The sequence below is a fragment of the Halochromatium roseum genome (assembly GCF_016653315.1).
Classification (GTDB): Bacteria; Pseudomonadota; Gammaproteobacteria; order Chromatiales; family Chromatiaceae; genus Lamprobacter; species Lamprobacter roseus.
Genome location: NZ_NHSH01000061.1, coordinates 187,823 through 212,325, shown reverse-complemented (window position 1 = coordinate 212,325; position 24,503 = coordinate 187,823). Strand labels below are relative to the sequence as shown.

Genomic DNA, 24,503 nt, shown 5'->3' with positions numbered 1-24,503 from the left:
TGTCGCACGTGAGCAGCGGCGATGAACGGCTGCGTGACCCCCGATGCAGCCGAACGGATTGTCGGCATGGCTCGGCTTTGGGGTCAAATCAAACCGCAGACGGATGAGGCTTCAGACACTTCATTGCCGCGCCTCTTCGCGGCTTTTGGTGTCCAGCTGTGATTCAATGCCAGTAATCCCCGGGCGCAACGGCTGATCTGTTTCAGCCGCTCAGCAACGCTGATCGCGTTATGATCGCGCCAACGTCCGCAACCTGATCGAAACAAAGCTATGGCTAAAAGCATGACCGCCTTCGCCCGCCAAGACCGCAGTACCGAGGCCGGCGAGCTGACCTGGGAGGTCCGCAGCGTCAATCATCGCTTCCTCGAGCCACATCTGCGCCTGCCAGACGACCTGCGCAGCCTCGAACCCAAGGTCCGCGAGACCCTGGGTCAGCATCTGAATCGCGGCAAGATCGACCTCAGCCTGAGGTTAGGCGGGCGCGGCGGGCCAGGCGGCTCCGCCGGCTCTGCGGAGCTGCGCGTCAACACCGCGCTGCTCGAGGCGCTGCTCAAGGCCGCCGACGAGGTCGCCACCCGCATCGGCGAGCCGGCGGCACCGCACATGTTCGACCTGCTGAGCTGGCCCGGCATGCTCGAAGAGGCGCCGAAGGACATGGAGGCCCTCAGCAGCGCCGCGCTCGAGCTCCTCGACCAAACCCTCGTCGCCCTCGTCGAAGCCCGCGAGCGCGAGGGCGAGCGGCTGAAGACGCTGCTGCTCGACCGCTGCGACAAGCTCCTCGAACGCGTTGCCGAGGTCCGCGAACGGATGCCCGAGGTCCTCGCCGCGGTGCGCACCCGCATCGCCGACCGACTCGCCGAGGTGCGCGACGAACTCGACGAGACCCGGCTCGAGCAGGAGATGACCCTGATCGCCCAACGCCTCGATGTCGACGAAGAGATGGACCGTCTCGAAAGCCACATCACCGAGGTCCGCGACAGCCTCAACAGCGACGAGCCGATCGGCCGCCGGCTCGACTTCCTGATGCAAGAACTCAATCGCGAGGCCAATACGCTGAGTTCGAAATCGCCCGATGCCGCGGTGACGCGTGCCGCCGTCGATATGAAGGTGCTGATCGAGCAGATGCGCGAACAGGTTCAGAATATTGAGTAGTGAGGCAGTTTAAGTAAGTCTCACCTTCGCCTAAGCCGACAACCGGAAACGACTTGGATGCGCTGTGCCTTGGCCGCTCTGGTTGCTACCAGAACTCGTCAACGCGAATGCGCAGACTCGGCAGCAGCAGCGGCGCCACGACCTCGCCCGGGCCGGGTCGCAGGACCAGCCGATAGTCGTCAGCGCCGGGCTCCCGATACAGCTCCAGGCGCCGATGCTGGAGGTCGACCAGCCAGACCTCAGGAACGCCGTGAGCCGCATACAGAGGCACCTTGACCTCGCGGTCGTAGCGCAGCGAGCTATCGCAGATCTCGATCACCAACAGCGTATCGGCCGGCGTGGGATTCGCGCCTTCGTAGAAGTCATCGCGCGGTCGTAGCAGCATCAGGTCCGGCTCAGGCTCCGAACGGGGCTGCAGCGTGAGCGGATTCTGCACGGAGACCAGCGCCTCGTCCCCGACACGCAGGTTCAGCAGTCGGTTCAGCCGCTTGTTCTTCCCGGCATGATCGGGTTTGATCGGTGGCGTGGCACGCAGCGCTCCGTCAATCAGTTCGACGCGGTCGTCTTCATCGAAGATGCCAGCGCGGATCATCTGATGGTAGGCATCCACGCTCAATGGAAAGATCGGACGCGCTTCTGTGATGATGGGTTCGGCTTCGACAACAGGCATGGTAGACCTCCGGTCGATAGGAAACAGGCGATAGCGCGGATAACAGTATCAGGTGTGCAATTCCAGTGATGCGATTTTTCAACACCGAAGGCCCGGTGCGGGCCGAAGACCATTACGTCTTGCCGCCGCTGCAACGCTGGGATCTTGACGACGTGCTCGCCCTAATCGAGCAGAAAAAATATTTCCTGCTGCACGCACCACGCCAGACCGGCAAGACCAGTTGCCTGCTGGCCTTGATGGACTACCTCAACCGCGAGGGCCGCTATCTGGCGGTCTATGCCAATCTCGAAACCGCCCAGGCTGCACGCGAAAACCTCGCACTGGCGATGACCGACATCGTGCAGACCATCGCCGCCGAAGCATGCCTGGATACGGGCGAGCAGGGCCTCGCGGAACTGGCAGAAGACGTGCTGGCGCACAACGCCCCAACGCGTGCCCTACGCGCCTTTCTGACCCGCTGGTGTGAGCGCTCCGAGCGGCCCCTAGTCCTCTTTCTCGACGAGGTCGACGCGCTGGTCGGCGATACCCTGGTCTCGCTACTGCGACAGTTGCGCGCCGGCTACCGTCAGCGCCCCAGCGCCTTCCCGAGCACCTTGGTGCTCTGTGGCGTACGCGATCTGCGCGATTACCGCATCCACGCCAGTTCCGAGGCGGAGCCCATCACCGGTGGCAGTGCATTCAACATCAAAGCCGAGTCCCTACGACTGGGGGATTTTCACCCCGAAGAAGTCAAGACGCTGCTCGGCGAGCACAGCTTGGAAACCGGGCAGCCATTCACCCCCGAGGCCGTCGAGCGGGTCTGGCATCTGACCCAAGGCCAGCCCTGGCTCGTCAATGCGCTCGCCTATGAATCCTGCTTCCGGATGCCCGAGGGTCGCGACCGCACCCAGCCTATCAACCGGGCGCTGATCGATCAGGCAAAAGAGCAGCTGATCCTGCGCCGCGTCACCCATCTCGATCAGCTCGCCGACAAGCTGCGCGAGCCGCGGGTGCGGCGCATCATCGAGCCCATGCTGGCCGGCACCGCAATGGATGTGATCCCCGTCGACGAGCGTGATTATTTGGTCGACCTGGGACTGTTGCGGCGCGTCAATGGCGGCAGCCTGGAGATCGCCAACCCGATCTACCGTGAAGTGCTGCCACGCACCCTCGCCAGCGGACCCATGGACTCCCTGCCGCACATCCGCCCGAGTTGGCTCGATGCCGCTGGCAACCTCGATCCGGACGCCCTGCTCAACGCCTTCCTCAGCTTCTGGCGCCAGCACGGCGAGGCCCTACTCGGCAGCGCGCCCTATCACGAAATCGCCCCGCATCTAGTGCTGATGGCCTTTCTGCAGCGGGTCGTCAATGGCGAGGGCAGCCTAGAGCGCGAATACGCCATCGGGCGCGGCCGCATGGACCTGTGCCTGACCTACCGCGCGCTGGTGCTTGGGATCGAGCTGAAGGTCTGGCGCCCTGGCGCGCCCGATCCACTGACGGAAGGCCTGGCGCAGCTCGATGGCTACCTGGCCCGCTTGGCGCTGAACAGCGGCTGGCTGATCATCTTCGACCGCCGCCCCGAGGCGCCACCGCTCGCCGAGCGCCTGGCAAGCAGCCTAACCAGCACACCCGCTGGCCGCGCAGTGCGGCTGATCCGCGCCTGAGCTGGTCGGCCAGGTTTCAGTATCATCCAAACCACCGCTGCAGGTTCCAGAACCAGATCTCGGTGGAGACGCCATGGGCGCTCCGGTCGCATCCAACGGAGATGGCAAGATGAGCTCTCCAGAGCTTGATCGCATGACCCTCGACCCAGGAAAGATGGGTGGAAAACCCTGCATCCGCGGGGTTCGGATCACCGTGGGTACGATGACCCGTTTGCTCGCGGCCGGCGCCCGGAAGTTGGGCAAGCAACGGGCGCAGTAGCATCAGATCAGGCTCCGGTTCAGATCGCGGCATCAGCCTGAGCGGGTCTTGCAGCGAAGCCAGCGTCTCCAAGATGTCAGTTTTTTTTACACCCCGGCCGTGACGGGTGACGACCCCGTCATGATCTGGGGTTTCTGGTCAGATTGCCCTGTGATACAGCCTTTGTCCTCGCCTGATGCCGTTCGTGGTGAGGTTTTTCAACCACGGATGGCTTCAGGTGTTCCGCCAGCATCCGGCCAAAGTGTCAGGATTCTTTACGCTTGTAAAAGCAGGGGGGCGAGAAAATTTTTTACCTTTTGAAACAATGACATGATTGTCGAGCCCCCGGCAAATTGGCGATTGGGCGCGGTCTGAGGGGGCAAAAAGCGACGCGAACAACGGCGTTTGACCCCGGGTGGCGGGGGTGAGTGTCGGGATTCTTTACAACATTGGGTTTTCGCAGGGTGCTTTCTGGTCGTTAAATTTATTAAGTACTTGAAATTATAGATATATTTATTTTTGGCATGAGGTGTGCTTTGGGGGAAGTGCCTAGGTGCGATGGCTGAAAGCACAAGAGTTCGTCTTAACAACCCCTGGCCACTTAATTTCACGCGAGACTTACCATGAAAAACTATCTGATTTCCGGTCTATTGGCTGTTAGCGCTTTGTTACCCTTAAGCGCGACTGCGGTTCCTCTGAATGGAACCTTTGCTGCAGCAGGTCTTAACGGGCCTGTAACCATCACGGGTGGTAATTTGAACACTGCAGATTCAATTACTTCCGCTTCTTTGCTCTTTGGAGTGACGGGTATTGATCCAACATACCTTGGCGAAGATAATGATTTCTTTACAAATGCCGACTTTAGTGTTCCCTCTGCAGGTACCATTAGTCTACCCTTGGCGATCACAACCTTTAATCCAATTACCAACTTTTTGACCTGGGGGGCTGGAAATAGATTCCAGTTTGACCTGGATACGCTGGTTCGTAATGTAAGCGAACCAAACTTTATGAATCTCTACGGTACCGGTGAATTCCGAGATACTACCAATTTTTATGACACCCAAACTGCAGCTATTGCCTTCTCCGCTCAGTCTGTTGGTGGTTCCATATCGTATTCCTTCTCTTGGGGTACGCCTCCTTTTTCGAACCCTGTTCCGGAACCCACCACCCTTGCCCTCCTCGGCATGGGCTTGATCGGCTTAGGCGCGGCTCGTCGTCGTAAGTCTGCTTAAAGTCGAGTGCGCAAAAGTCCCCCGGATCTCCGGGGGGCTTTTTTTCCTGAACCCAGCGCTGTCGCTGCCCCTCACCAACCGGAATCCGCCCGTCAACAGTGTCAGAATCTTTTACACTGTTGCCTACCCGTTAGACGCAACGGATAGAAGATCCAAACCACGCTGGCGGGCCATCCCGTTGGGGCCGCTAACGTGAGCAAGGCCGTTCGCAACGACGGCTTTTCCCGATTCAAGTGTCTCTTGAGCGCTTGGCGTCACGCCGGTTGATGCGACGACTGGATCTGCTGGGTGTGCCACGGTCTTGTCTTCCGCGCATCGCCCGCAACGCGGCGAGTCGCGCATCTTTGGCCAGCACCCAGCTCAAAGATGTGTAAGAATCATTGCGGTCCAGCACTCCTGAATCCAGCCCGCGAACAGTCTCACCGATAGGGGCCACGCATGTCCGATACCGACTTGGTCACACCCTACCGCGAATATTTCCAAGTGCTCTATGCCGACACCGACGAGTTGCGCCGGCGGGCCTATCAACTCAGGTACCAGGTCTATTGCCAGGAACTCGGTTGGGAGAGTCCGGATCGTTTTCCGGACGGCCTGGAGAAGGACGAGTTCGACGATGCCTCGCTGCATTGCATCCTTATCCATCGTCCCTCAGGCCTAGATGCGGGTACCGTGCGCCTGGTGACTACCCGGCCTGACAGCCCCGAGCCTTGTCTACCGCTGACGGCCCACTACGACAGCCGCCAGTATAACTCTGAACACAGTCCGCTCATGGTGCCGAAAGGGATGTATGGAGAAATCTCGCGTCTCGCGCTGACCGAGCGGTTCCGGCGCCGACCAGGAGAGCGCAACACACCCGATGGTGGACCGGACGTCTTCCAGTGGACGCAGACCGATCGCCGCCGCTTCCCGCACATCGCGCTAGGACTCTATCTGGCCGCCGCAACGGTTGGGTTGTCGCATGGTCTATCTGCAGTCTACGCGATGATGGAGCCACGACTAGCTCGACACTTGCATTATGGCGGTATCTTCTTCGAGCAGATCGGTGAAGTGGTGGAGTTTCACGGTGCGCGAGCGCCTTTTTACTTGTCTCGTTCCATGCTCTTCGAGCATCTCGGGGCGCCACTGCGTGCACTGCTAGACGCGATTGCCGAGGATTTAGGCATTGGGCTGAATGATCCCTGACAGCGCAACGTCGGATCATTGCTGAAGGCGCGGCCTAATCCTTTTTGTATCGAGAAAATGTCACATCAATGTCAGTTTTTGTCACTATTTGTCAGGATAGCCTGTCACAGGTAGTCGGGGCCTCTGAGAAAAAAAGATTGTCTTTTGTTTTATAAATAATATCAGTTAGTTAGCACATTTAGAGTTGGTTGTGGCAAGTTTTTTGCTTTATAATACCCTTTAAAGGTTGCTAGACGAGCGGATCACTGCGCGCCACCTGACTGACTTTTTGAGAAGACTATGGCAACCCCACCCACACACATGTTCACTACTAGACCATCTTTAGCGAGATTTTCTATGAGATCAACCATCCTTATCACTGCCATCGGGTCTATGCTGTTTAGCGGGGCCAGTTTCGGAACATTGTTCGAAGGTAATTTCGATGACGCCACGCCGGTTGTGATTAACAGCACGGGTTTGGAAGCATCGGATGTCCAAATCACTGGAATATTCCCGATATTAGGCATTGACACAAACGGGGATTTTATAATTAGCGACGATCCATTGACGGGTTTGGGTTATCCGATAAATTCAACGAGTTTTATCGGTATCGAGACACCCGATAACGACTGGGGGAAAGATCCAAGCCCGAACACCGGCTTGCTGTATGAAGGATTACTAAATGGAGAAACTCTCCAACATAATAAAAAAGGCACGAAAACAACCTATTACCTCGATCCGAACCTGTTTCTTACCAATTCTAACGACTCTTGGGTCGATGAAGAGACGGTTGGATGGATTTCCTTGGCAAACTCTGAAAATGATAATTCAGGAGAGTGGATCAGCGACGATAGCTACAGCTCTATTACCGCGGCCGATGGCACAGTGTTTAACTTGAATGATTTTATCGACTTATCATTCAACAATAGTGGTGATTGGTCCTTGTTCGTTGATCCTACAGCCATTGATGCTGCGACAGCAGCGCTTGGTAGGCCAGCACTTTTCGATCATCTAACGTTCGTGCTTAAAGGCAGTAATAAAAGTGATCCAAGCTGGGCTGTTTTTGATTTCAATTTTTGGGACCTGATTGACGATGGACTCGACATCAGTCTCGGTGATACTGTCTACTATTTTACGGGGTCGTGGAATACAGGAGTCATAAACAATCAAGATTTGTCTCACGTTGGGATCTGGGCACACGATCCACCCACCGTACTCACCGATAACGAGATTCCGGAACCATCAACGCTTTTGCTGATGGCCGCGGCCTTCGCCGGTCTCTACACAAGGCGCAGCTTAAGGCGCGCTTGATTGTAGCGGGGGCGCTTAAGTTTCCGCGCCTACTCCGCTTACGCTTCTCTAACCCGCAATGTGCTTCCGCCGTTGCGGGTTTTTGTTTCTTGGCCACAAACCTAACAGGACCCCGCCGATTAGCATTAGCGACAGGGGGCCGGGTTCTGGGACTGCGGTTACGTTGGGGGACATGATGTTGGAAATCCAGCTGGTGAAACTCGAAACCCGTGTTGATCCGGCAATATGACCATAGCCAGCGGTACCAGGACGATCAGTGAGATTATCCCATCCAAAAAAGGAATGAACGCCAGCCAGGTACGTATTGCCCGCTTCTTCGATAAACAAACCACCGCCACTGTCACCTGGAGCGATCAGATATTCGAGGTTGAGCGGATTCGGGTCCCCAAACCAGTTGTCTGTACTATCGTCAGGGTTATCGAAGTCTTGTAATAAGATCTGTTGATTCGAGTTCGTCTCATCAACAACATTTTGTCCAGCGCGTTTCGTCCCGGATGTTCCACTCATGTATCCCTCATTCCCGACACCAGTTGAACCAAAACCCACATTTGTTCCAACCATCCCCAGCTCTGAGGTTCCGGCATATAGCTCAGCAATGGTTACTCCACTGACCTCGCTGGTGAGTTCCAGAAGCGCGATGTCCCATCCTGACCATGCATCGTCATCCCAATTTTCGTGAACGATACGTTGCCCGCCGTTGTAGATTTGGCCTCCAACGTCGAAGGTGACGCCTCCTGTAATGTCTTCTCCATCAATACAGTGCGCGGCAGTCAGTACCCAACTGGAACCGATCAAAGTGCCTGAACACCGGTAGGTTGCGCCGGTTCGGGTAATTAACATGTCGCCGACGCCGGAGTAGCTTTCCTCGGCAGCAAGATTTTTGTACAAGTCATCCGTTCTGTCGTGCCTGATGACGCCTGCCGTAGCTGTTTCGTATCCAAGCAGGGTAGAACAACCTACGAGACTAAGGCCAACAGCCATTGAAAATCGACTGTACATGAGAGGTACTCCTAAAACGCAATGATCGTGAAGGTTAACCGAACCTGGCCCTGACTTCTTGCTGGCTGTGCGACTCCAGCCTGGGCTCCAGCCTGGCAGGAATAAACGAGCGCATGCGTTGCACTGGTGTCGCGATCAAATTGGCCTGTTTGCTAAAAGCCCAATCGTAACAAACCTGTGCTTCGGCCATGATTGGAATGACATGGTCTTGCACGTCCGGCAACCAGATACGCCCAGCGATTGGTAAAAAACCCATCCGGCCGTAAAGGGATACCGTCTGCAAACTGACCAGAGCAATGACGTGGCTGACCTGCCAAGATTGCAGCACCATGGCGGTAGCACGGTACAATTCGCGTGAAACCTGTCGTTTTCGGCGCCACTGCTGCCGCACCGCCAACATGCTGACTGACGCCATTAACGTTGATCGGCCTGGCCTCTGGAACTGTTGCGAGATCATGCCGTCGAGATAGGGTCGATAGTCGAAATGGTCATTGATGGGCAGCCCGAAACCGGTTTCAGCATTCACACGGATACAGCCAACGGGCTCGTTGTCGTCTTGAATTAGGATATGCGCGACTTTTGGAATATGGTCGTAGCGGTCCATAATGCACTCATGCGACGACAACGACCCGCCGTAGCGGCCTTCTTCCTCAACATAGACTTTGTGGCGTAGCCAAAGGATGTGGTCCATGTCCTCTTTACAGCAAGCAATCTTGATCTTTACCATGTACAGCTACCCAGACTGGAATTTCGTTATTAAGCAGGTGACGGCTTTGTGTTCAATCAAGGGCTGCCACTCGGATGGCACCTGAAATTCAGCCGGCCGGTCAAACCATCTGCGTCACTTGCTAAAGGAAACATCTTATGCCAACACCAAACCCATTTGACTACGATGTCGCATTTTCACGCAACATTGGTTGGTTTACTGAGCATGAGCAGGCGCGCTTGCGCGAATGCCGTGTAGCCATTGGCGGCCTTGGTGGGGTTGGCGGTAGCCATCTGATCACACTGGCTCGACTCGGGGTGAGCCGATTCACCATTACCGATCTGGATACCTTCGAGTGGGCTAATATCAACCGGCAGGCAGGCGCGGTGGCTTCGACCATGGGTAAGCCCAAGCTGGATGTGATGGCGGAACAGGTACGCGACATTAATCCGGAAGCCGAATTGAAACTGATGCCTCATGGGCTGACTTTGGACAATATCGACGAGTTTCTCGACGAGGCTGATCTGTACATGGACAGCCTCGACATTTTTTCCCTCGATATTCGCCGGAAAGTCTTTGCTCGCTGTCATGAGCGCGACATTCCGGCTGTGACTGCAGCGCCGATGGGCATGGGTACCTCGATGCTGGCTTTCGACCCGAAGGGAATGAGCTTCGAGGAGTATTTTCGCCTCGATGGCTTCGGGTTCGAGGACCAGATTTTGAAATTCATCGTCGGTGTATCCCCTTCGATGCAGCAGCGGCATTATCTGGTCGACCGCCGCTCGGTTAATCTGTTTAAGAAGAAGGTGCCATCAACAGCGATTGGTATTGAACTTGCCGCCGGGGTTGCCTGCACCAATGCAGTGAAGTTCCTGCTTCGACGCGGCGATGTGGTCACGGTGCCGCATGGGCTGCATTTCGATGCTTATCGCAATAAGCTTATCAAGACCTACCGTCCCTGGGGCAACGCTCACCCTTTGCAACGGATGATGTTTTGGTATATCAGGCGCCTACTGTTGGGCTGATCAAAAAAAAAGGCGCCCCAGGGTTGCGGCGCCTTTGAAATTGATTAGCTTCAGCAGGACTCCTGGCCCCTCATGGTCAGGCGTCCTTACTGGTTGATACGAACTACTTGGCCGACATTCTCCGACCGAGGGCGCCGAATCCGAGCAAGCCCACGCCAAGCAAGGCAAGGGATGCTGGTTCGGGTATCTCGAAGACGAGTGATCCTTCATGTTCGCCTGCCAAATAGGCGACTGTACCTGGCCCGTTATCGAAGGTCAGCACCGTCCCAAATGGCGTCACTGTTTCGGTCAGATCAAAGAACTGATAAGGCTGTGTGTTTTGGTCGCTGTTGGCGAAGATCTCAGTGTCTCCAGCCTGCCAAAGATCGCCAAATGAGCCGCCACCGATGTTGAACAGATCACCGAGGGTGGAACTGCCGATCGTCTGGTTTAAATCCAGGCCGGTGAAGTCAACCCTGCCGGCCAGGTTCAAGCTCTGGCCGATGGCATTGACCCCCCCGCCAGAAACCTCGATTTTCATGATTTCCTGACCAGCAATGCCGGAGTTGGAGTCCCAGAGATTCAGGCTGATGGTGCCGCCATTGTAGGTGATACCGCCGCTGGCATTGACAACGCCGGTCAGGTCATTCCAGCCGAACGACAGCGTCCAGTTTGGAAAGCCGTAGCGGTTGGTGTCCGGGCCACCCGGGTTGTCAAAGCTTACCTCAGGGCCAAAGCCTGTCACGCTATTAGAACCCAGTGAATTGTTACCGTAACCGGTGTTCGAGGGGTCGTTCAGTAGGCCACCGGTACCAACCACGGTATCACCCGGGCTGTAAATCCCATCGTTATTGGCGTCCGTGATGGTGGTGTTTGAGAAGTAAGTCAGCACCGCCTTATCGAACCAGCCAGTGGTGCCAGGTCCATCAGCGACGCTTCCGCCGACGTTGCCGTAGTCGTAGCCCACATCGATGAAAAAGGGGACTGCCTGAACAGCGCTCGAGCCGAGCAGAGTTGTTAGCGCCAGCCCCACGACTTTGGTTGTTTGCTTCGTCATCTTTACGTCTCCTCAGGCCTTAAAGACCCAGTACATTATCGTTAAAACGTCAGAGGCTGCGAGCCTGTTTTTAGTTTCGTTACCATGAGCACTCTCAGAAATCTCTGATAATAGAAGCAAGCATAGTGCCAGTTTTTACCTATCTGTTTTTGAAGGTTTTTTTTTTACGCATTTTTTTAACTGTAAAAATAGCTGACAACTGTTTATCGCCAAAATCGACACTCAGTACTAAGCTGGATGGCTGATTGAGCTAAAAACTCCTAACATTCTGTTATTGAAGACTATTTTATGCTAGCGTTCGCTCGCTGTGGCTGTAAAGAAAACGGACACTTGCATGTGGCTTTTTTGTGAGTACAAGGTGGTAAGCAGGCTCTCTCAAGAGGATAAGCCGCTCCTACGCGTACTGAACAGGGCGTAAAAAATCCTATAAGATACTGTTTATATATAATAAATGGTATTCTCGAAAGCGCCTAACGTCGCTCAGCAGGTAGGTGTAAAAAACTGATAATCGCTCGACGACGGCCTTTTTCCTCGGCGAGCGCGCCGGTGGAGACTCAAGCGGTGATTCGCTTGCGCGCGGTTCTTGGCCGCCCCGCTGTCAGCAATAAAAGTGCCGGCAGCGCCAGAAGGTCAAAGAGCAGCGCGGCGACCAGGCCAACAGCGGTCAGGAGTCCAAAGGCGGCGGATGGGTTGAAGGCGGAGGTGCCGATCAGCAGGAACTGGCCGCCGAGAATCAGGGTGGTGACGACGATGGCGCGTCCGGTTTGCTGGTAGGCGCGCGCCAGCGCCCAGACCGGAGGGCTGCCTGCGGCGAGGCGCCCGCGATAGCTGTGCATCAGATGAATGGTGTCGTCGACCGCGATGCCGACGGTGACGCTGGCGATCATGGCAGTGGCCATGTCGAGCCATACCCCAAGCAGTCCCATGATGATGAAGATCAGCGCGATGGGCGCCAGGTTGGGAATCATGCTGATGAGCATCTGAGCGGGGGAGCGCCATAGGATCAGCATCAGCAACGCGATCAGGACCACGGCGGCGGCCAGGCCACGAATTTGGCCTTGGATCAGCAAAGCCTCTTGGTCGGCGAACAGGCGGCCAAAGCCGGCCACACGCACCTGCAGATCGCCCAGGTCTTGGCTGGCGAGCTGATCGTCGATGCGCGCAATCAGATCATTGATGGCACGCGCGCCGCGTACATTGAGGTTCAAGATCAGACGGGTCTGGTCGAACTCACGATTGACCAACTCGTAGAGATCGGTGCCGTCGTAGACCAGTAGATACTGGGCGATCAGGTTTTGGCTCTCTGGCAACGCGCGGTAGGCCGGGTCTCCGCCATGGAAGTTCAGGTGCATTTCCTCAACGAAATCGACCATCGACAACGCGCGATCAACCTCCGGCTGCGCATCGAGCCAGCCTTGCATGGATTGAATCGACCGCAGCGCCTCGGGTTGCTTAAAGCGGTCGCGCTGATCGGCCTGGTATACCAGCTCTAAGGAGGTGACGCCGACCAACCGCTCACCGATGCGTTCGGTCGATTGGGTGATGGCGTGCTCCGGCGGGAAGAAGCGCAGCAGATCGGTTTCGGTCTGAATGCGCGCGATTTGGGGCACTCCAAGCGCCAGCAGTGCGGTAGTGATACCTAGCACCCATAAGGGTCGGCGCATGCTCATCGCGCGCAGGGTGCGCACCGTCATGTCGGTGAAAGCGATACGCTTGCGGCCCCGGTTCCAACTACCGTGATCCCAGCGTGCAAAGATGGGCGGGACGAACAAGGTCATGATGGCCGCTTGCACCAGCATACCGACAGCGGCCACCTGTCCGAAAGCGGCGATGGGCTGTATGGAACTGAAGCTGAGCGACAGCAGACCAACGCCGGTGGTCAACGCGACGAAGATGATTGGCTTGGCAACCTGACGGTAGGCACGTTCCGCGCGCTCGGGGCCACTTAGGCCCTGGCGTGCGGCGAGCGCCACAGCGTTCAGCCAATGAACCAAAGCGGCCACGGTGAGCGCCGACATCAAAGGCGGGAGAATGGCGGAAATCAAGGTATAAGGCTTGCCAGCCAGAATCAGCAGCGCAATGGTGACGTTGACCACGGCGGCAATCACCAGTGCACTGACCAGGACCGCGAGCCAGCGGCGGAACATCAGCCAAATGATGACTAATCCTAGCCCTAGGGTGCTGGGTACTAGCACCATGGTGTCGTGGATCATGGCGCGCAGTTGCGCCACGTCCAGGGCGATTTGACCGGCGATGGCGGTCAGCTGATCGTCGAGCTGGTGAGCGCTAATGGCGTCGCGCAGGGTGTTTTCCATCTGCAAGCGTTCCAGGCTGTTGCGCAGCTCGCGCGGGCGCACCACTAGCGCCAGCGCCTGGCCGTCCTCGCTTGCGAGCAAGCCGGCGGCAAAGCGGTCGCTGAGCACGCGGTCTCGGCGCTCTTCGGCCTGAGCAAGCTTTTCCATTTGCGCCTGATCGAGTAGGGGCTCGATGGCAAAGCCGTCATCGGTGCTACGCATGTGATCCTGATTGGCCAGCGACAGCACCCGCTCGACCATTGGGTCGTCCTCCAGCGACTCAGCCAGGGCGAAGTAACGGGTTAGAAAGGTGTCTTGCCACAGGGTCGCCTGCTCATCTTCGAACAACGCGACCAGAACTTGATCGAGCGGAAAGTGCTCCCGCAGTTGGTTCTCGAACTGCACGGTCGGAGAGTCGGCGGGAAAATAGGCCTCTGGCGCATTGTCCAGACGGATCAACATGAGTGCGCCGTTGGCCAGTACCGTCACAAGGATCAGAATCGCCAGGGCGGTGCGCCCTGAGAGGAAAAATGGCTTCATCAAGGCCTCCTAGGCGCGGTTGATGCGGGTAATCGTTTTGAATTCGGCATCGGGAGCAATCTTGCCGTTGAATCCGGGCGATGATGATTTTGCCCACAACATGCTCTCAACAGTTGCAGCGAGGCCTTCGATGTTGTCCAGTTAAGGCTAACTTTGAAGCTTGATCGCCAAGAGGGCGAGGCAATAGTGAAGGGGCACAGATCGATGGCCTTATCAGATTCTGCAAGCATCGACCGACGGCAACATCGGCAGACTCTCGCGAGTGATACTCGCCGATCTGTGCGAACGGACGTACTCTGTTATGCGCGCCTGGAGTTGTTGCCGCGGAAGTATGGAGGCATTTATCATAGTCTATCCCATAACCTGAGCTGCGGTGGGGTCAAAGTCCGCACCTTCCAACAACTTCGCGTCGATTCAAGCGTTCTCGTCAAGCTGTGCTGTTCGGAGGAGGCGGATCCATTAACACTGTCAGGAGCAGTTGTTTGGGTCTCCCGGGATGCGTGGAACGAGCAGTGGGAATTCGGAATCGCCTTTACGGATCTTGACCTTGGAATCATGCAGCGTCTCCAGGCAATGAACAAGGCCTTCGACATCAACTAGAACCTTTGTTGAGCCGGTTTCGCCTCAGACAGCCTGTTCATATCACACCGGCAGGTTCCCCGTAGGCGATTCTGAGCCTGCATTCTGGACTATGTTTTCGAGCAGTATTCGTTTAGTCTTCGGTCTAAGCAGCAATCTAACGCCTACCAAAACTGCTGTGGCTAACAAAGTGTGCTAACGATAGGGCTCGGAAAACCGCAACGCGGGCGAGACAATGTTGGGGGGAAGTGTGATGAATTTGTCAACATCTGCGATGAGTGAACGTCAGGATCAGTGTCAATCTTCAATGATGGAGAATCGGCGTTTCAAGCGGTCTGCAGTTGAGTGCTACGCACAATTGCAAATGTTTCCGCAGCAGTATGGTGGCGTCAACTATGGATTGTCTCAGGATCTGAGCGAAGGTGGGGTCAAGATTCGGACCTTTAGTCAACTTCCGGTCGATTCGAGCGTCATCATTCACCTAGGCTGCTCAGATGAATCAGAGCCCTTAACGATGTCGGGCTCCGTCGTCTGGGCTTCACGGGATGAAGGGCAAGAACAGTGGCTGGTTGGAATCGCCTTCACTGATATCAATGACGGAACCCGGCAGCGTCTGCAGCAGATCAACGCGCCTGTTTCGATCAATCAGGATGACGAGGACTGAATCAGACCACTGAATGCCCGAGGTAGGACCTCGGGCGCGGGCTTTCGTCAATGGCTAATCACTGGAGCGAAAACACTGGAAAGTCGTTGATGCTTTGTTGTTTGCCGAAGTAAACCTGGTTCATGGGTGCCCAACTGAAGTCGCGCAACAAGGCGCCAAGCCTCTGCTTCGTTTGATCAAGGTGCAGATAATGTCGAAATCTCGTCTTCCATGGGAGATCCGGAATTCGAGGTTGTTCTGCGTCGATCTCCCAGGGATGAAAATAAAAAATTGCCGACTGATGTTCTTTAGCGTTGACCCGATTAATCATCCAACGGGAAACAGGATAAGGGTAGAGTCTGAAAAATCCACCCCCACCGCAGGGTATGCGTCGCGAGCCAATCTCGAGTGTAGTAACCGGAATTTCCACTAGATCCGTGCCAGGAAGCGGGCGGAAAGCGAACCTCGGTGCATCCGGTATACCGTAGAGATCGTGATGGATTGGATAAACGCTTGAGCTATAACGATGGCCAGCGTTCAAAATCTCCTCATGTGCCCAAAGGTTAGTGCGATTGATGGAGTAGCTCGCTGCCCGATAACCTGTGATCGGGCAGGCGCAGATATCCTCAAGCAGTTTCTTCGTGTGCTGAATGTCCTGCGCAAAATCGTTTCGAGATTGTTTGGTAACACGTACATGGTCATAGCCATGGCTCGCCATCTCATGGCCCTGATCAGAAATTTGCTTGATCAGTCGCGGAAAGCGTTCTGCGATCCATCCGAGTGTAAAAAACGTCGCTTTAACATCGTGTTCGTCGAGTAGAGCGAGAATCTCATTAATGTTACGTTCCACTCGGCAGTCAATCTGGGACCATTGATCGCGATTGATATGGGCCTCAAAGGCAGATACCTGAAAATAATCCTCTACATCAATCGATAAAGCGTTAATTATTTTTGATGTTTGGGCCATCTGATAACACTCGGTTATTGTTGTCAGCAGCGCAAGGGCTACCAATCGGCAGCAATGCCGAATGTGACACGATTTTCTGTATAATCATCACCGCTTTGAAGTTGGTACGAAAAATCTAAATTCCAGTGTTGGCTAAGATTTTTACGTAAGCCAGTACGCAGCGCTAGTTGCTCGTTACGATCAGCATCAGTTGAAATTACCGAACTTGATTGATCTGTTTGTCGCCAATTCAACGCAGCAAGGCCTGATAATTTACCTGATAATTGGTGGGTATAGTCAACCCCAAGCTGTACGGCCGATTGGTCATTATCAGAGCCACTAAAATCACGGTGGACATAACGAGCATTGGCCGTCAAAACGCCGCGTCGCATTTCTAGCGCATACCTTGCGTTTAAGCGGTCTGCAATGAACACATCCGAGTTTGGTAACGCATTGTCGACTCCGATTATCTGATTCTGAGTAACATTTGGGATGGTCGGGTCGCCGAAGGGGGTTTCAAAATTAAAGACTGGTATTGCATCAACTTGAGTTCGAGCACTTGTTAGCTCTCTCGAATAAGTCGCCGACCATACTGAGCGCCTCCGCCGGTGTCTAAACTCGACGCTAGATGTGGTCCCAAAGTAGTGTTCCTCGAACTCAGCACGCAGCGATGTGCGCGGCGTTGGAGTCCAGGAAAATCCGCCGCCCCAGAGAAACCCGCGCGTGTCATTAGCAGATGCATAGCTATTATTCTCATAACCAGCGAACAGGTCTACGGCGAGACGGCGGCTCAGTTGGTATCCAAGAATAGCTGAAAAACTCGAAAATTCATTGTGACCTTCATCGTATTCAATTCGTTCTGTTTCCGCTAACAGACCCCAGAGTAAGCGACCAAAGTAATTTGAGTCAGACCGCAGCTCAAAATTTGCGCCATAGCTGTAACTGTCTGTCCCTTGCTCAGAGTAAAAGATGCCACTTTGTTCAAGCCCTAGTGACGCATTTGCGTAGCGGCCAAGACTTGTGCGTAGCAGTGGAGCAATAGCATAGGAATAGGTTGTTTGTACATTGTCCGTATTGTTGGCGGCATCGCCTCGCGCCTGGAAAGGATCGATGAAAGTCTGTCTGGCTGAGGCACTGAAGTCTACCGATAAACGGTCTTCATAGAGCCGTGTTGTAGCATTCGCTTGCAGATTATTATCGACTCGGTTATTAGTTGACTCAGAGAGATAATATAAAAGTCGGGGAGCATAGGCGAGGTTAACGTCAAGATGCCGCCCAGTCCCTTGAAGGACAAAGCCCGGGGTCAGGGAAGCAAAAACATCAGATTCTTTATTGGACTCGCTGAGATTGATATTGTCACTAAAGGTTGTGTCTAACGCCACTTGTTTCGAGAAATTCCAGTCGGCCGCGGATGCCACATTGCAGAAGGCGAAGGATCCTACAATGCCACTATAGGCGAACAACGCGACAAAGGTCGTCCTGAACCGATGGAAAATTGGGAAGCTGTGCATGATCGATCGGGCTGCCACTAAGCCGCTGGATGTTGCGGGGTTTGGGCAATATCGGGATCTGGACTTGGGTGGTCATGTCCATAACCGTAGCCATAGCCGTAACCGTAGCCTGAACCGGAACGATTGCCGAGGCTAGGCCGATACTTATTGAGTAGGAGTCCAATGATCTTATCGGGATCGAGCAGAGCAAGGGCTTCGTTTGCTGTGTGACGACTTGTTTGTTCAGCCGCAACGACCATAACGATCTGCCCGACGCATGAGCTGAGTACAGCCGTTTCGCTCGCCAATAATAGAGGAGGGGAGTCAAAAATGACGACACGGTCTGGATAACGCGTTGAGAATTCGGACATGAACCGTGCCATTTTCTCACTCGCGAGTAACTCAGTGGCTCGATCGTGGGGCCGACCAGATGGCAGAACCCGAAGGTTCGGCAAATCGGTTTTCACCAGCACATCGTTAATCTTGGTGTTGGAGTCGTCGACAAGGTCTAGCAGCCCGGCCTCTTGTTGGATGCCGAGGCGTTTGGCGGCGGTTGGTTTGGCAACGTCACCATCAATAAGGAGTACGGTACGATCGCGCTCCATGGCGATACTCATCGCGAGGTTTATGGCGTTAAAGGTCTTGCCTTCACGGGGTAGGGCGCTGGTCACTAAGATAAGATTGGCATTGTCAACAATATCAGCGCCCTTCTTGTCAATATTCATCAACAGCGGCCGCTTGATTTGTCTGTATTCTTCAGCGAGCTGTGAGCGCTTAGTATCGCGAGTAAGAATGCCATGTTTCCGGAGTTCATTCCAGGGAAAATGATGAATTTCCGTTCTCGATTTGGTATGGATGTGCGGAGAACGAGTTTCTGGCCTTTTTAAAGTCTCCTGATGCTGCGCCACCGGATCAGTAAGGGTCGGGCGCTCTCGCTGCTGGGCAGCGAGTTTTTCAAGGCTTTTTTCAATGGTACTCATAGTGGTCTGGAATTTAAATAATCACTGGAGAAATAACTTCTGAAACGAAGTCGGCAGTTAATCCAGAGCCAACAATCATCGATCCAATGACTAAGCCCATGATGAGTAGAAAGAAAGGTAACCAGAGAATTCTTTCAAGGCGGCGCTTTTGGGGCGTTCGGATCAGTGAGACAACACCTAGAACCGGCAATCCAGTTGTGCGATAAAGGACACGTCGATCATCATAGATTGGGCGAAGCAGATCGAGCGCAACCGCGGCTGCCGCACCGCCGCCAATTGCGACAACCAAGACAGCAAAAGCCAACAAAAGGCGGTTGGGTGCAGAGGGTTTCTTCGGCGCCAGAGGAGGGTCAATTACACGGAATTTGATGCCCTCTACTGAATTTTCCACCTGTTGAGATAGGCGTGCTGATTCACGTCGTTCAAGTAGCTTAGAGTGTTGGTTTGCAATCGTGTTGTATTCTCGAGTGAGTTGCGTGAGATCCGCCTCAATCTCTGGGATCGAGTCGATTTTCTCTGTAAGCGAGGTGACTCTGCTCTCAAACTCGTCAACACGCGCCTGAAGTGATGCAACGTCAGCTTCTGCTTCATTCAGCGCGATCCGTAAGTTGCCGTAAACAGTTGTTGATTGAACAAGACTCGATGGTTGATTTTCGTTGGCTCTCGCCTGTTGAGAAGAGCGACGTTTTAGCTCTGCGATCAGTCTTTGCAACTCGAGGACGTCAGGATGGCGTTCAGTGTAACGCAGCAGCAGATCATCGAGTCGAGCCTGCGCCGCTGAGACTTGCGGGTCGAGTGCCAACGAGTCATTTAGGGCTTCGGCGTTTCCGCGAGCTCGTTCGTTTTCAGCTTGAATTTGCTGCACAAGCTGATCTCTGCGTTGGATCGCCTCTTCTAATGCAAGTCTAGCGTCTCGGAGCTGAGCTCTAGCTCTTTCCAGGGTTGCGTAATAGCCAGTATTTCCAGGAAGTAAACCGGCGTTCCTACGCTTGAAGTCTGCGAGGCGCAGTTCAGATGCTCGAAGATCGGCCTCGTAGGCTGCAATTTCCTGATCTAGAAAGTTTTGCGCCGTCGTCGATGCTGTTTGGTCACCCGCCAAGGCTTCTTCAATAAAAATGTTCACTAAAGCCTGAACGACGCGAGTTGCACTTTCGGGATCTTGATCTTCGTACGAGATATTATAGATTGGAGCGTTGCGGTTGCCATTAATACGGATTTTCGTATTGAGCCGAGACAGTAGCTCTTCCTTTTCGCGGGGGCTATTGACAGTGAGCTCCAGGTCGCTCATGCGGATAGCCCTCTCCAGATTTGGCCGACTCAGGAGCATTTTGCTCATCAGCGATACCCGCTCGGCAAAATCAGGCTGGATGGTGAGGCCTCTCAAAAGTGGCCTCAATACGCTTTGGGTGTCGACGAATAAACGAGCAGAAGCGCGATATTCGTTTGGAATTGCTGAGACATAGACCCAACCCGCAATGGCGATCACCCAGGCGAGCCCGAGGGCTACCCAGCGATAGCGCAATACGCCTCTCAGGTATTGAAAAATTTCTGCAAGGAGGTCGTGCAGCAATGCGAAGTATCCTGAAAATTAAGCTGAGTGATGGATGTCGTGAGTTCAGTTGCGGCGATTAGAACCAGGCTTCGGGTATGATAAGGATATCGCCAGGCAGAAGGCTGACATTCTCGGACATGTCGCCTTTCCGGAGGAGGTCATCAATGCGAACTGAATATTCCTCAGGTTGTCCGTTGTTAAAGCGTACTAATACTGACTTGTTGCCAGCGGCAAAGGGTGTTAAGCCACCCACCTGAATCATGAGATCCAGCAATGTCATGTGTTTTCTGAAGGGTACTGCTGCCGGCCCCCTGCCTGATCCAGCGCCACGACCACCTGATCCAGAACTTCCCATTGCCTCGCCGACAACCCTGACCTGCTGTTGAGGTAGACCGACGAAATTATTGACGATCACTGTGACGATGGGCGAACGAACATATAGCGCCAATTCCTTTTCGAGGTCACGCGCCAACTCAGACGGGGTCTTACCGCTGGCGGGCATGTCTTCTATCAGCGGCGTTGTTAGCATACCGTCCGGCCGCACGGGCACAGTGCCAGAGAGTTCTGGGAAGGCCCAGACAAAGATATTGACAGCGTCACCAGGGGCAATCTCATACAGATAACTTTCCTGCGCGCTGAGGGAGCGTTGATCCGGCGGCACGGGCGGATACTTGCTGTCAAAGGCGCATCCCGACAAACCCGCGAGTGCGATCATGGCTGTTGCTAACCCAAGTGACGATCGGGGTCCCAAAGTCGTCTTGTTGTGGTTGGTCACTTTTGATCTCCCGATGAGTGCGACATGCTGAGTCTCGCTACTGGCTCTCGTTCGGCTTAAGCTCATATTTTTCGAGCAATTTATACAGTGTTGGCCGGGTAATTCCCAAAAGGCTAGCGGCCTGGCTCAGGTTACCGTCAGCCTGTGCAAGAGCCTTCCGAATGGCCGTTGTCTCTGCTTGCTTGCGAACCTCCCGCAGTGTCAAAGACAGCGTTGGCGTCTCCGAAGCTTCCCGCTCTAACCCGAGGTCCTTAGCTGAGATCACCGGGCCTTCGGCCATAACGACAGCCTTCTTCACCGTGCTATCCATCTCTCTGACATTTCCGGGCCAGGGATACTGGTCGATCGCGTTGACGGCATCCGGTGTGAAGCCGCGATGCGACTTACTAAAGAGTGCATTGTAGCGTTTCAGGAATGCCCGTGCGAGTACGATCGCGTCTCCAGGTCGTTCCCGCAGAGGCGGAAGGTGAAGCACAACCTCGCCAAGCCGATAGTAGAGGTCTTCCCGAAAACTACCTTTAGCGACAAGCGCTTGCAGATCCTGGTGGGTTGCCGAGATGATCCGGACATCGACCGGGATTTCTTCGCGACCGCCGACTCTCTCAATAACGCGCTCTTGTAAAAACCTGAGCAGCTTTGGTTGAAGTGAGATTGGTAAGTCACCGATTTCATCCAGAAAAAAGGTTCCGCCGTCAGCGCGCTCTATCTTGCCGGGGGTCTGGCGGACAGCGCCTGTGAAGGCGCCCTTTTCGTAACCGAACAGCTCGCTCTCGAGAAGCTGTTCTGGAATTGCCGCGCAGTTGACGGCAACAAATCGCGCTTCAACGCGTCGACTGAGGTCGTGAAGGGCGTGGGCAAATAACTCCTTTCCTGTGCCTGTTTCTCCGATGAGCAGGACTCTCGCGTCAGTATCTGCGACTTTTTCGACTTCTCGGCAAAGTGACAGTACATTCTCGCTACTTGTGATGAGGTTGGCAAACGGCGTTTCGGACCGGTGTTGCTCCTGGAAAATCCGATTTTCAGCTTCGAGGTTGAACAGGGCTTGAGCCCGGTCGACCACTAAACGCAGGGTTCCAGCGTCGATTGGTTTGAGATAGAAGTCATAAGCCCCTAAGCCGATGGCATTGACAGCATTTGTTCGTTCGTCATTACCGGTGACAACAATGATTTTCGTTTCTGGTGCCAGCATTCGAATATCATTGAGGGTAGCCAAACCCTCAGTCACGCCGCCAGGATCTGGAGGTAGGCCAAGATCGAGCGTGACGACGCTCGGCCTATGCTGGCGCACATAGGTGAGCGCTTCAGCTCGGTTTCCAGCAATTAGCACGCGATAGCCATCAAAACACCACCGTAATTGGCTTTGCAGACCAGTGTCATCTTCAACAATCAACAAATGCGGCGCGGGTTGACTCATGCACAATCCTCTGTCTGTGGTAATGCATTAGCAACTTCAGGTTCGGCAAGCATCGGAAGGTGGATGGTGAAGACTGATCCCGCACCCGGCTTGCTATCCACGGTCAGTTCACCACCCAGTGCGTAGAAAAACTGACGACTCTCGAATGCCCCTACGCCCATGCCGGTCAGTCCTTTGGTTGAGTCAAAGGGCTTGAACAGTCGTTCTCTGATGAAGTCTTGTGACATGCCTACGCCGTCGTCAGAGATCCGAATGATGGCAGTGTTATCCTTGCGCAAGACTTCAACGTCAACTGAGCCGTTACTTGAGGTTGCCTCGCGCGCGTTCTTGAGAAGATGTCCCAGCGATGTAATGAGACGTTCCTCATCCGCCTGGATAAAAAGATCATGATCAACGATGACAGCGCTGGGGATTGGTGGGGTTGATCCGAGCCGACAGATTGCTTCGGTCACAGCTGAATCAAGTGAGCAGCGAGTCGATTCTTCTTCGCGCTTGCCATGGCGCAGTTGAATCATCAGTCTTTCCATGCGCTCAACCGAGTTTTTGACCGTATGAATGACATCGTTGATAAATTCTGGATTGTCTTTGTGTCGCTCCGCGTTAGTGACAATCAGTGACTGTTGTGCGATCAGGTTTTTCAGATCATGCGCAACATAGGCAGCAAGCTGGTTGAAGGCTTCAAACTGCCTTGCGCTCATCAGTGCTTGGTCGGAGAGAAATTGTGCGAGCATACCTGCCGCTTGCAGTCCGGCTGTTTTTAGTAAGCTGCGGTCTTCCCAGTTGACATGACGAATAACAGCTGATCTCGTGAGGGCGACACAGCCAATGAGATTTGTTTGAAAAAACAGAGGGATGATGAGCCATAGTTCCGGCCAGTCATGGGACCAATTAGGAGCGTCGACTTCAGGGTAAGCCTCCGGTTGGCTGCGCATTTCTGAAAGATCAACAATCCAGCCGGTGTTGCGTATAAATTGGATTAAGGGATCGTCATCTTTTAAAGTTGGGAGTGGTAATGAGTCAACTTTGAGTTTTTCAATGCACTCAAAAGAACCTCTTCCGTTATTAATCCACATAAAACCGCCGGGGCTTTTAACAAGACCGCTTAACGCATGAATGATGGCCTTTGGTGTCGTTTCGTTGGTTGCGGCAAGACTCTCAGTGAATTGGCTCCATTCGGAGCGATAATCATATTTGAAACTGAAAAAGTGCTCGCTCAGAAGAATCTTCAATCTTGCCCTAATGTGACCAGAAAACAACAGCGTTATCAAGAAGAGGACCGCAGCAAAAAGGAATACAATTTGTAAGGTTGCGCCCCAGGCGCCGGAGGATGCTCTTATGTAATAACCCGCAACTGCCATGGCTATGAGGTAGAGGCCTGATCCAAGTAGCGTCGCAGAATGAAACACAACGCTTCTGGAAACATGTATGTCAAGCGACCAAGCAGGGTTTCTGGCGACTGAGACGGCAATGAGCGGAATCGCAATCGCGGTCACAAAGCCACGCGCACTCAAGAAATCGAGGTCGACACGATTCAATAGGACGGAGTCGGAGAAGAAAAATAGATCATAGGCAAAGATGACGCCAAGTCCAAGGCAAAGATGTTTAAGCGACCAGAGTTGCGATTGTGGATAGTTGCGGACAACCTGTTCAATCAGTAGCAAGCCAAAGACCGCCTGCAGGAGCCAGAAATAAGGTAAAAGCTTAAGAGACCATGTTGGCGGTATTAATGCTGTAAGCAGGGGAAGCGTTTGTGGGAGGATGCCAAAAACAAGCGTTGCTGATAATATAGAAATGAGTACAGAGTACCAGTAAATGCGTTTTGTTCTAGGTATTGACGAAGCAAGCGCCGAGGTCAGTAATAAAAAAAGACCGGCATTGCGCGCCAAGGTAGCGTATGGAACGAGACCTTCTGGAAAGGCGTCCCAAGCCGTATCCGCGAAGTAAATAGCAGCCCAGATGATGATGCTGCCAATGCCAATGATCGCGGGCAGGCCTTGTAGCCGACCCCGCCAGGCTGTGAGTAGAAGTATAAATAAGAGGCTAGAAGCGAGAAGCGCTGATAGATAACTAAAAGTAGCAGCGTTGAGCATGAGTCAGGCTTCGCGATTACAAGCATT

At 54.2% G+C, this 24,503-nt stretch carries 21 protein-coding genes; 9 read left to right on the top strand and 12 right to left on the bottom strand.

The window, feature by feature from the left end; genetic code table 11:
* Positions 1-282: 282 nt before the first annotated feature.
* Entirely contained in the window at positions 283-1,152 is an 870-nt protein-coding gene (locus CCR96_RS14520) for a YicC/YloC family endoribonuclease (RefSeq protein WP_242519098.1), read from the top strand.
* A gap of 85 nt (positions 1,153-1,237) precedes the next feature.
* Here the strand turns inward: CCR96_RS14520 and CCR96_RS14515 are convergent, their stop codons facing one another.
* On the bottom strand, positions 1,238-1,822 hold the full coding sequence (locus tag CCR96_RS14515) for a Uma2 family endonuclease (protein ID WP_201220825.1): 585 nt from the start codon (positions 1,820-1,822) through the stop codon (positions 1,238-1,240).
* A 68-nt stretch (positions 1,823-1,890) separates the two neighbouring features.
* Between CCR96_RS14515 and CCR96_RS14510 the strand changes: the two genes are divergently transcribed.
* The 5 genes from CCR96_RS14510 (at position 1,891) to CCR96_RS14490 (ending at position 7,407) form a co-directional block, all read left to right on the top strand.
* On the top strand, positions 1,891-3,465 hold the full coding sequence (locus tag CCR96_RS14510) for an ATP-binding protein (RefSeq protein ID WP_201220824.1): 1,575 nt from the start codon (positions 1,891-1,893) through the stop codon (positions 3,463-3,465).
* Positions 3,466-3,574: 109 nt separating this feature from the next.
* Complete coding sequence (locus CCR96_RS14505) at positions 3,575-3,724, top strand: DUF433 domain-containing protein (protein WP_201220823.1); 150 nt, start codon at positions 3,575-3,577, stop codon at positions 3,722-3,724.
* Positions 3,725-4,326: 602 nt separating this feature from the next.
* Entirely contained in the window at positions 4,327-4,935 is a 609-nt protein-coding gene (locus CCR96_RS14500) for a PEP-CTERM sorting domain-containing protein (RefSeq protein ID WP_201220822.1), read from the top strand.
* Between the two features lie 438 nt (positions 4,936-5,373).
* Positions 5,374-6,117 carry a PEP-CTERM/exosortase system-associated acyltransferase gene (locus tag CCR96_RS14495; RefSeq protein ID WP_201220821.1) on the top strand — a complete coding sequence of 248 codons (744 nt, stop codon included), beginning with the start codon at positions 5,374-5,376 and terminating at the stop codon, positions 6,115-6,117.
* A gap of 336 nt (positions 6,118-6,453) precedes the next feature.
* Positions 6,454-7,407 (top strand): PEP-CTERM sorting domain-containing protein, encoded by a 954-nt coding sequence (locus CCR96_RS14490; RefSeq protein WP_201220820.1) that lies wholly within the window; start codon positions 6,454-6,456, stop codon positions 7,405-7,407.
* A 48-nt stretch (positions 7,408-7,455) separates the two neighbouring features.
* Here the strand turns inward: CCR96_RS14490 and CCR96_RS14485 are convergent, their stop codons facing one another.
* Positions 7,456-8,406, bottom strand: coding sequence for a S1 family peptidase (locus tag CCR96_RS14485; protein ID WP_201220819.1), 951 nt, complete (start codon positions 8,404-8,406; stop codon positions 7,456-7,458).
* Between the two features lie 34 nt (positions 8,407-8,440).
* On the bottom strand, positions 8,441-9,133 hold the full coding sequence (locus CCR96_RS14480) for an N-acyl amino acid synthase FeeM domain-containing protein (protein WP_201220818.1): 693 nt from the start codon (positions 9,131-9,133) through the stop codon (positions 8,441-8,443).
* 137 nt (positions 9,134-9,270) lie between these two features.
* Here CCR96_RS14480 and CCR96_RS14475 point away from each other — a divergent pair, with 137 nt between their 5' ends.
* Positions 9,271-10,137, top strand: coding sequence for a ThiF family adenylyltransferase (locus tag CCR96_RS14475; RefSeq protein WP_201220817.1), 867 nt, complete (start codon positions 9,271-9,273; stop codon positions 10,135-10,137).
* Between the two features lie 103 nt (positions 10,138-10,240).
* Here the strand turns inward: CCR96_RS14475 and CCR96_RS14470 are convergent, their stop codons facing one another.
* Both CCR96_RS14470 and CCR96_RS14465 read right to left on the bottom strand, forming a co-directional pair.
* Positions 10,241-11,173, bottom strand: coding sequence for a PEP-CTERM sorting domain-containing protein (locus CCR96_RS14470; protein ID WP_201220816.1), 933 nt, complete (start codon positions 11,171-11,173; stop codon positions 10,241-10,243).
* A 554-nt stretch (positions 11,174-11,727) separates the two neighbouring features.
* Positions 11,728-14,007 (bottom strand): efflux RND transporter permease subunit, encoded by a 2,280-nt coding sequence (locus tag CCR96_RS14465; protein ID WP_201220815.1) that lies wholly within the window; start codon positions 14,005-14,007, stop codon positions 11,728-11,730.
* 204 nt (positions 14,008-14,211) lie between these two features.
* Here CCR96_RS14465 and CCR96_RS25595 point away from each other — a divergent pair, with 204 nt between their 5' ends.
* The gene (locus CCR96_RS25595) at positions 14,212-14,607 is read left to right on the top strand and encodes a PilZ domain-containing protein (protein WP_201220814.1); all 396 of its coding nucleotides are present in this window, start codon (positions 14,212-14,214) and stop codon (positions 14,605-14,607) included.
* A gap of 232 nt (positions 14,608-14,839) precedes the next feature.
* Complete coding sequence (locus CCR96_RS14455) at positions 14,840-15,250, top strand: PilZ domain-containing protein (protein WP_201220813.1); 411 nt, start codon at positions 14,840-14,842, stop codon at positions 15,248-15,250.
* A 58-nt stretch (positions 15,251-15,308) separates the two neighbouring features.
* Here the strand turns inward: CCR96_RS14455 and CCR96_RS14450 are convergent, their stop codons facing one another.
* The 7 genes from CCR96_RS14450 to prsK form a co-directional block, all read right to left on the bottom strand.
* A complete protein-coding gene (locus tag CCR96_RS14450; RefSeq protein ID WP_201220812.1) occupies positions 15,309-16,196 on the bottom strand; it encodes an XrtA system polysaccharide deacetylase in 888 nt (295 codons plus the stop codon).
* A 38-nt stretch (positions 16,197-16,234) separates the two neighbouring features.
* Positions 16,235-17,686, bottom strand: coding sequence for a TIGR03016 family PEP-CTERM system-associated outer membrane protein (locus CCR96_RS14445; protein WP_201220811.1), 1,452 nt, complete (start codon positions 17,684-17,686; stop codon positions 16,235-16,237).
* Positions 17,687-17,703: 17 nt separating this feature from the next.
* Positions 17,704-18,645 (bottom strand): XrtA-associated tyrosine autokinase, encoded by a 942-nt coding sequence (locus tag CCR96_RS14440; protein WP_201220810.1) that lies wholly within the window; start codon positions 18,643-18,645, stop codon positions 17,704-17,706.
* 13 nt (positions 18,646-18,658) lie between these two features.
* Positions 18,659-20,215: an XrtA system polysaccharide chain length determinant gene (locus CCR96_RS14435; RefSeq protein ID WP_242519097.1), complete on the bottom strand. Its 1,557-nt coding sequence runs from the start codon at positions 20,213-20,215 to the stop codon at positions 18,659-18,661.
* A 58-nt stretch (positions 20,216-20,273) separates the two neighbouring features.
* Positions 20,274-20,912 carry a polysaccharide export protein gene (locus CCR96_RS14430; protein ID WP_201220981.1) on the bottom strand — a complete coding sequence of 213 codons (639 nt, stop codon included), beginning with the start codon at positions 20,910-20,912 and terminating at the stop codon, positions 20,274-20,276.
* Between the two features lie 97 nt (positions 20,913-21,009).
* The gene (prsR, locus tag CCR96_RS14425; protein ID WP_201220809.1) at positions 21,010-22,386 is read right to left on the bottom strand and encodes a PEP-CTERM-box response regulator transcription factor; all 1,377 of its coding nucleotides are present in this window, start codon (positions 22,384-22,386) and stop codon (positions 21,010-21,012) included.
* A complete protein-coding gene (prsK, locus tag CCR96_RS14420; RefSeq protein ID WP_201220808.1) occupies positions 22,383-24,476 on the bottom strand; it encodes an XrtA/PEP-CTERM system histidine kinase PrsK in 2,094 nt (697 codons plus the stop codon). Before prsK ends, prsR begins: the two co-directional genes overlap by 4 nt.
* Positions 24,477-24,503: the final 27 nt, after the last annotated feature.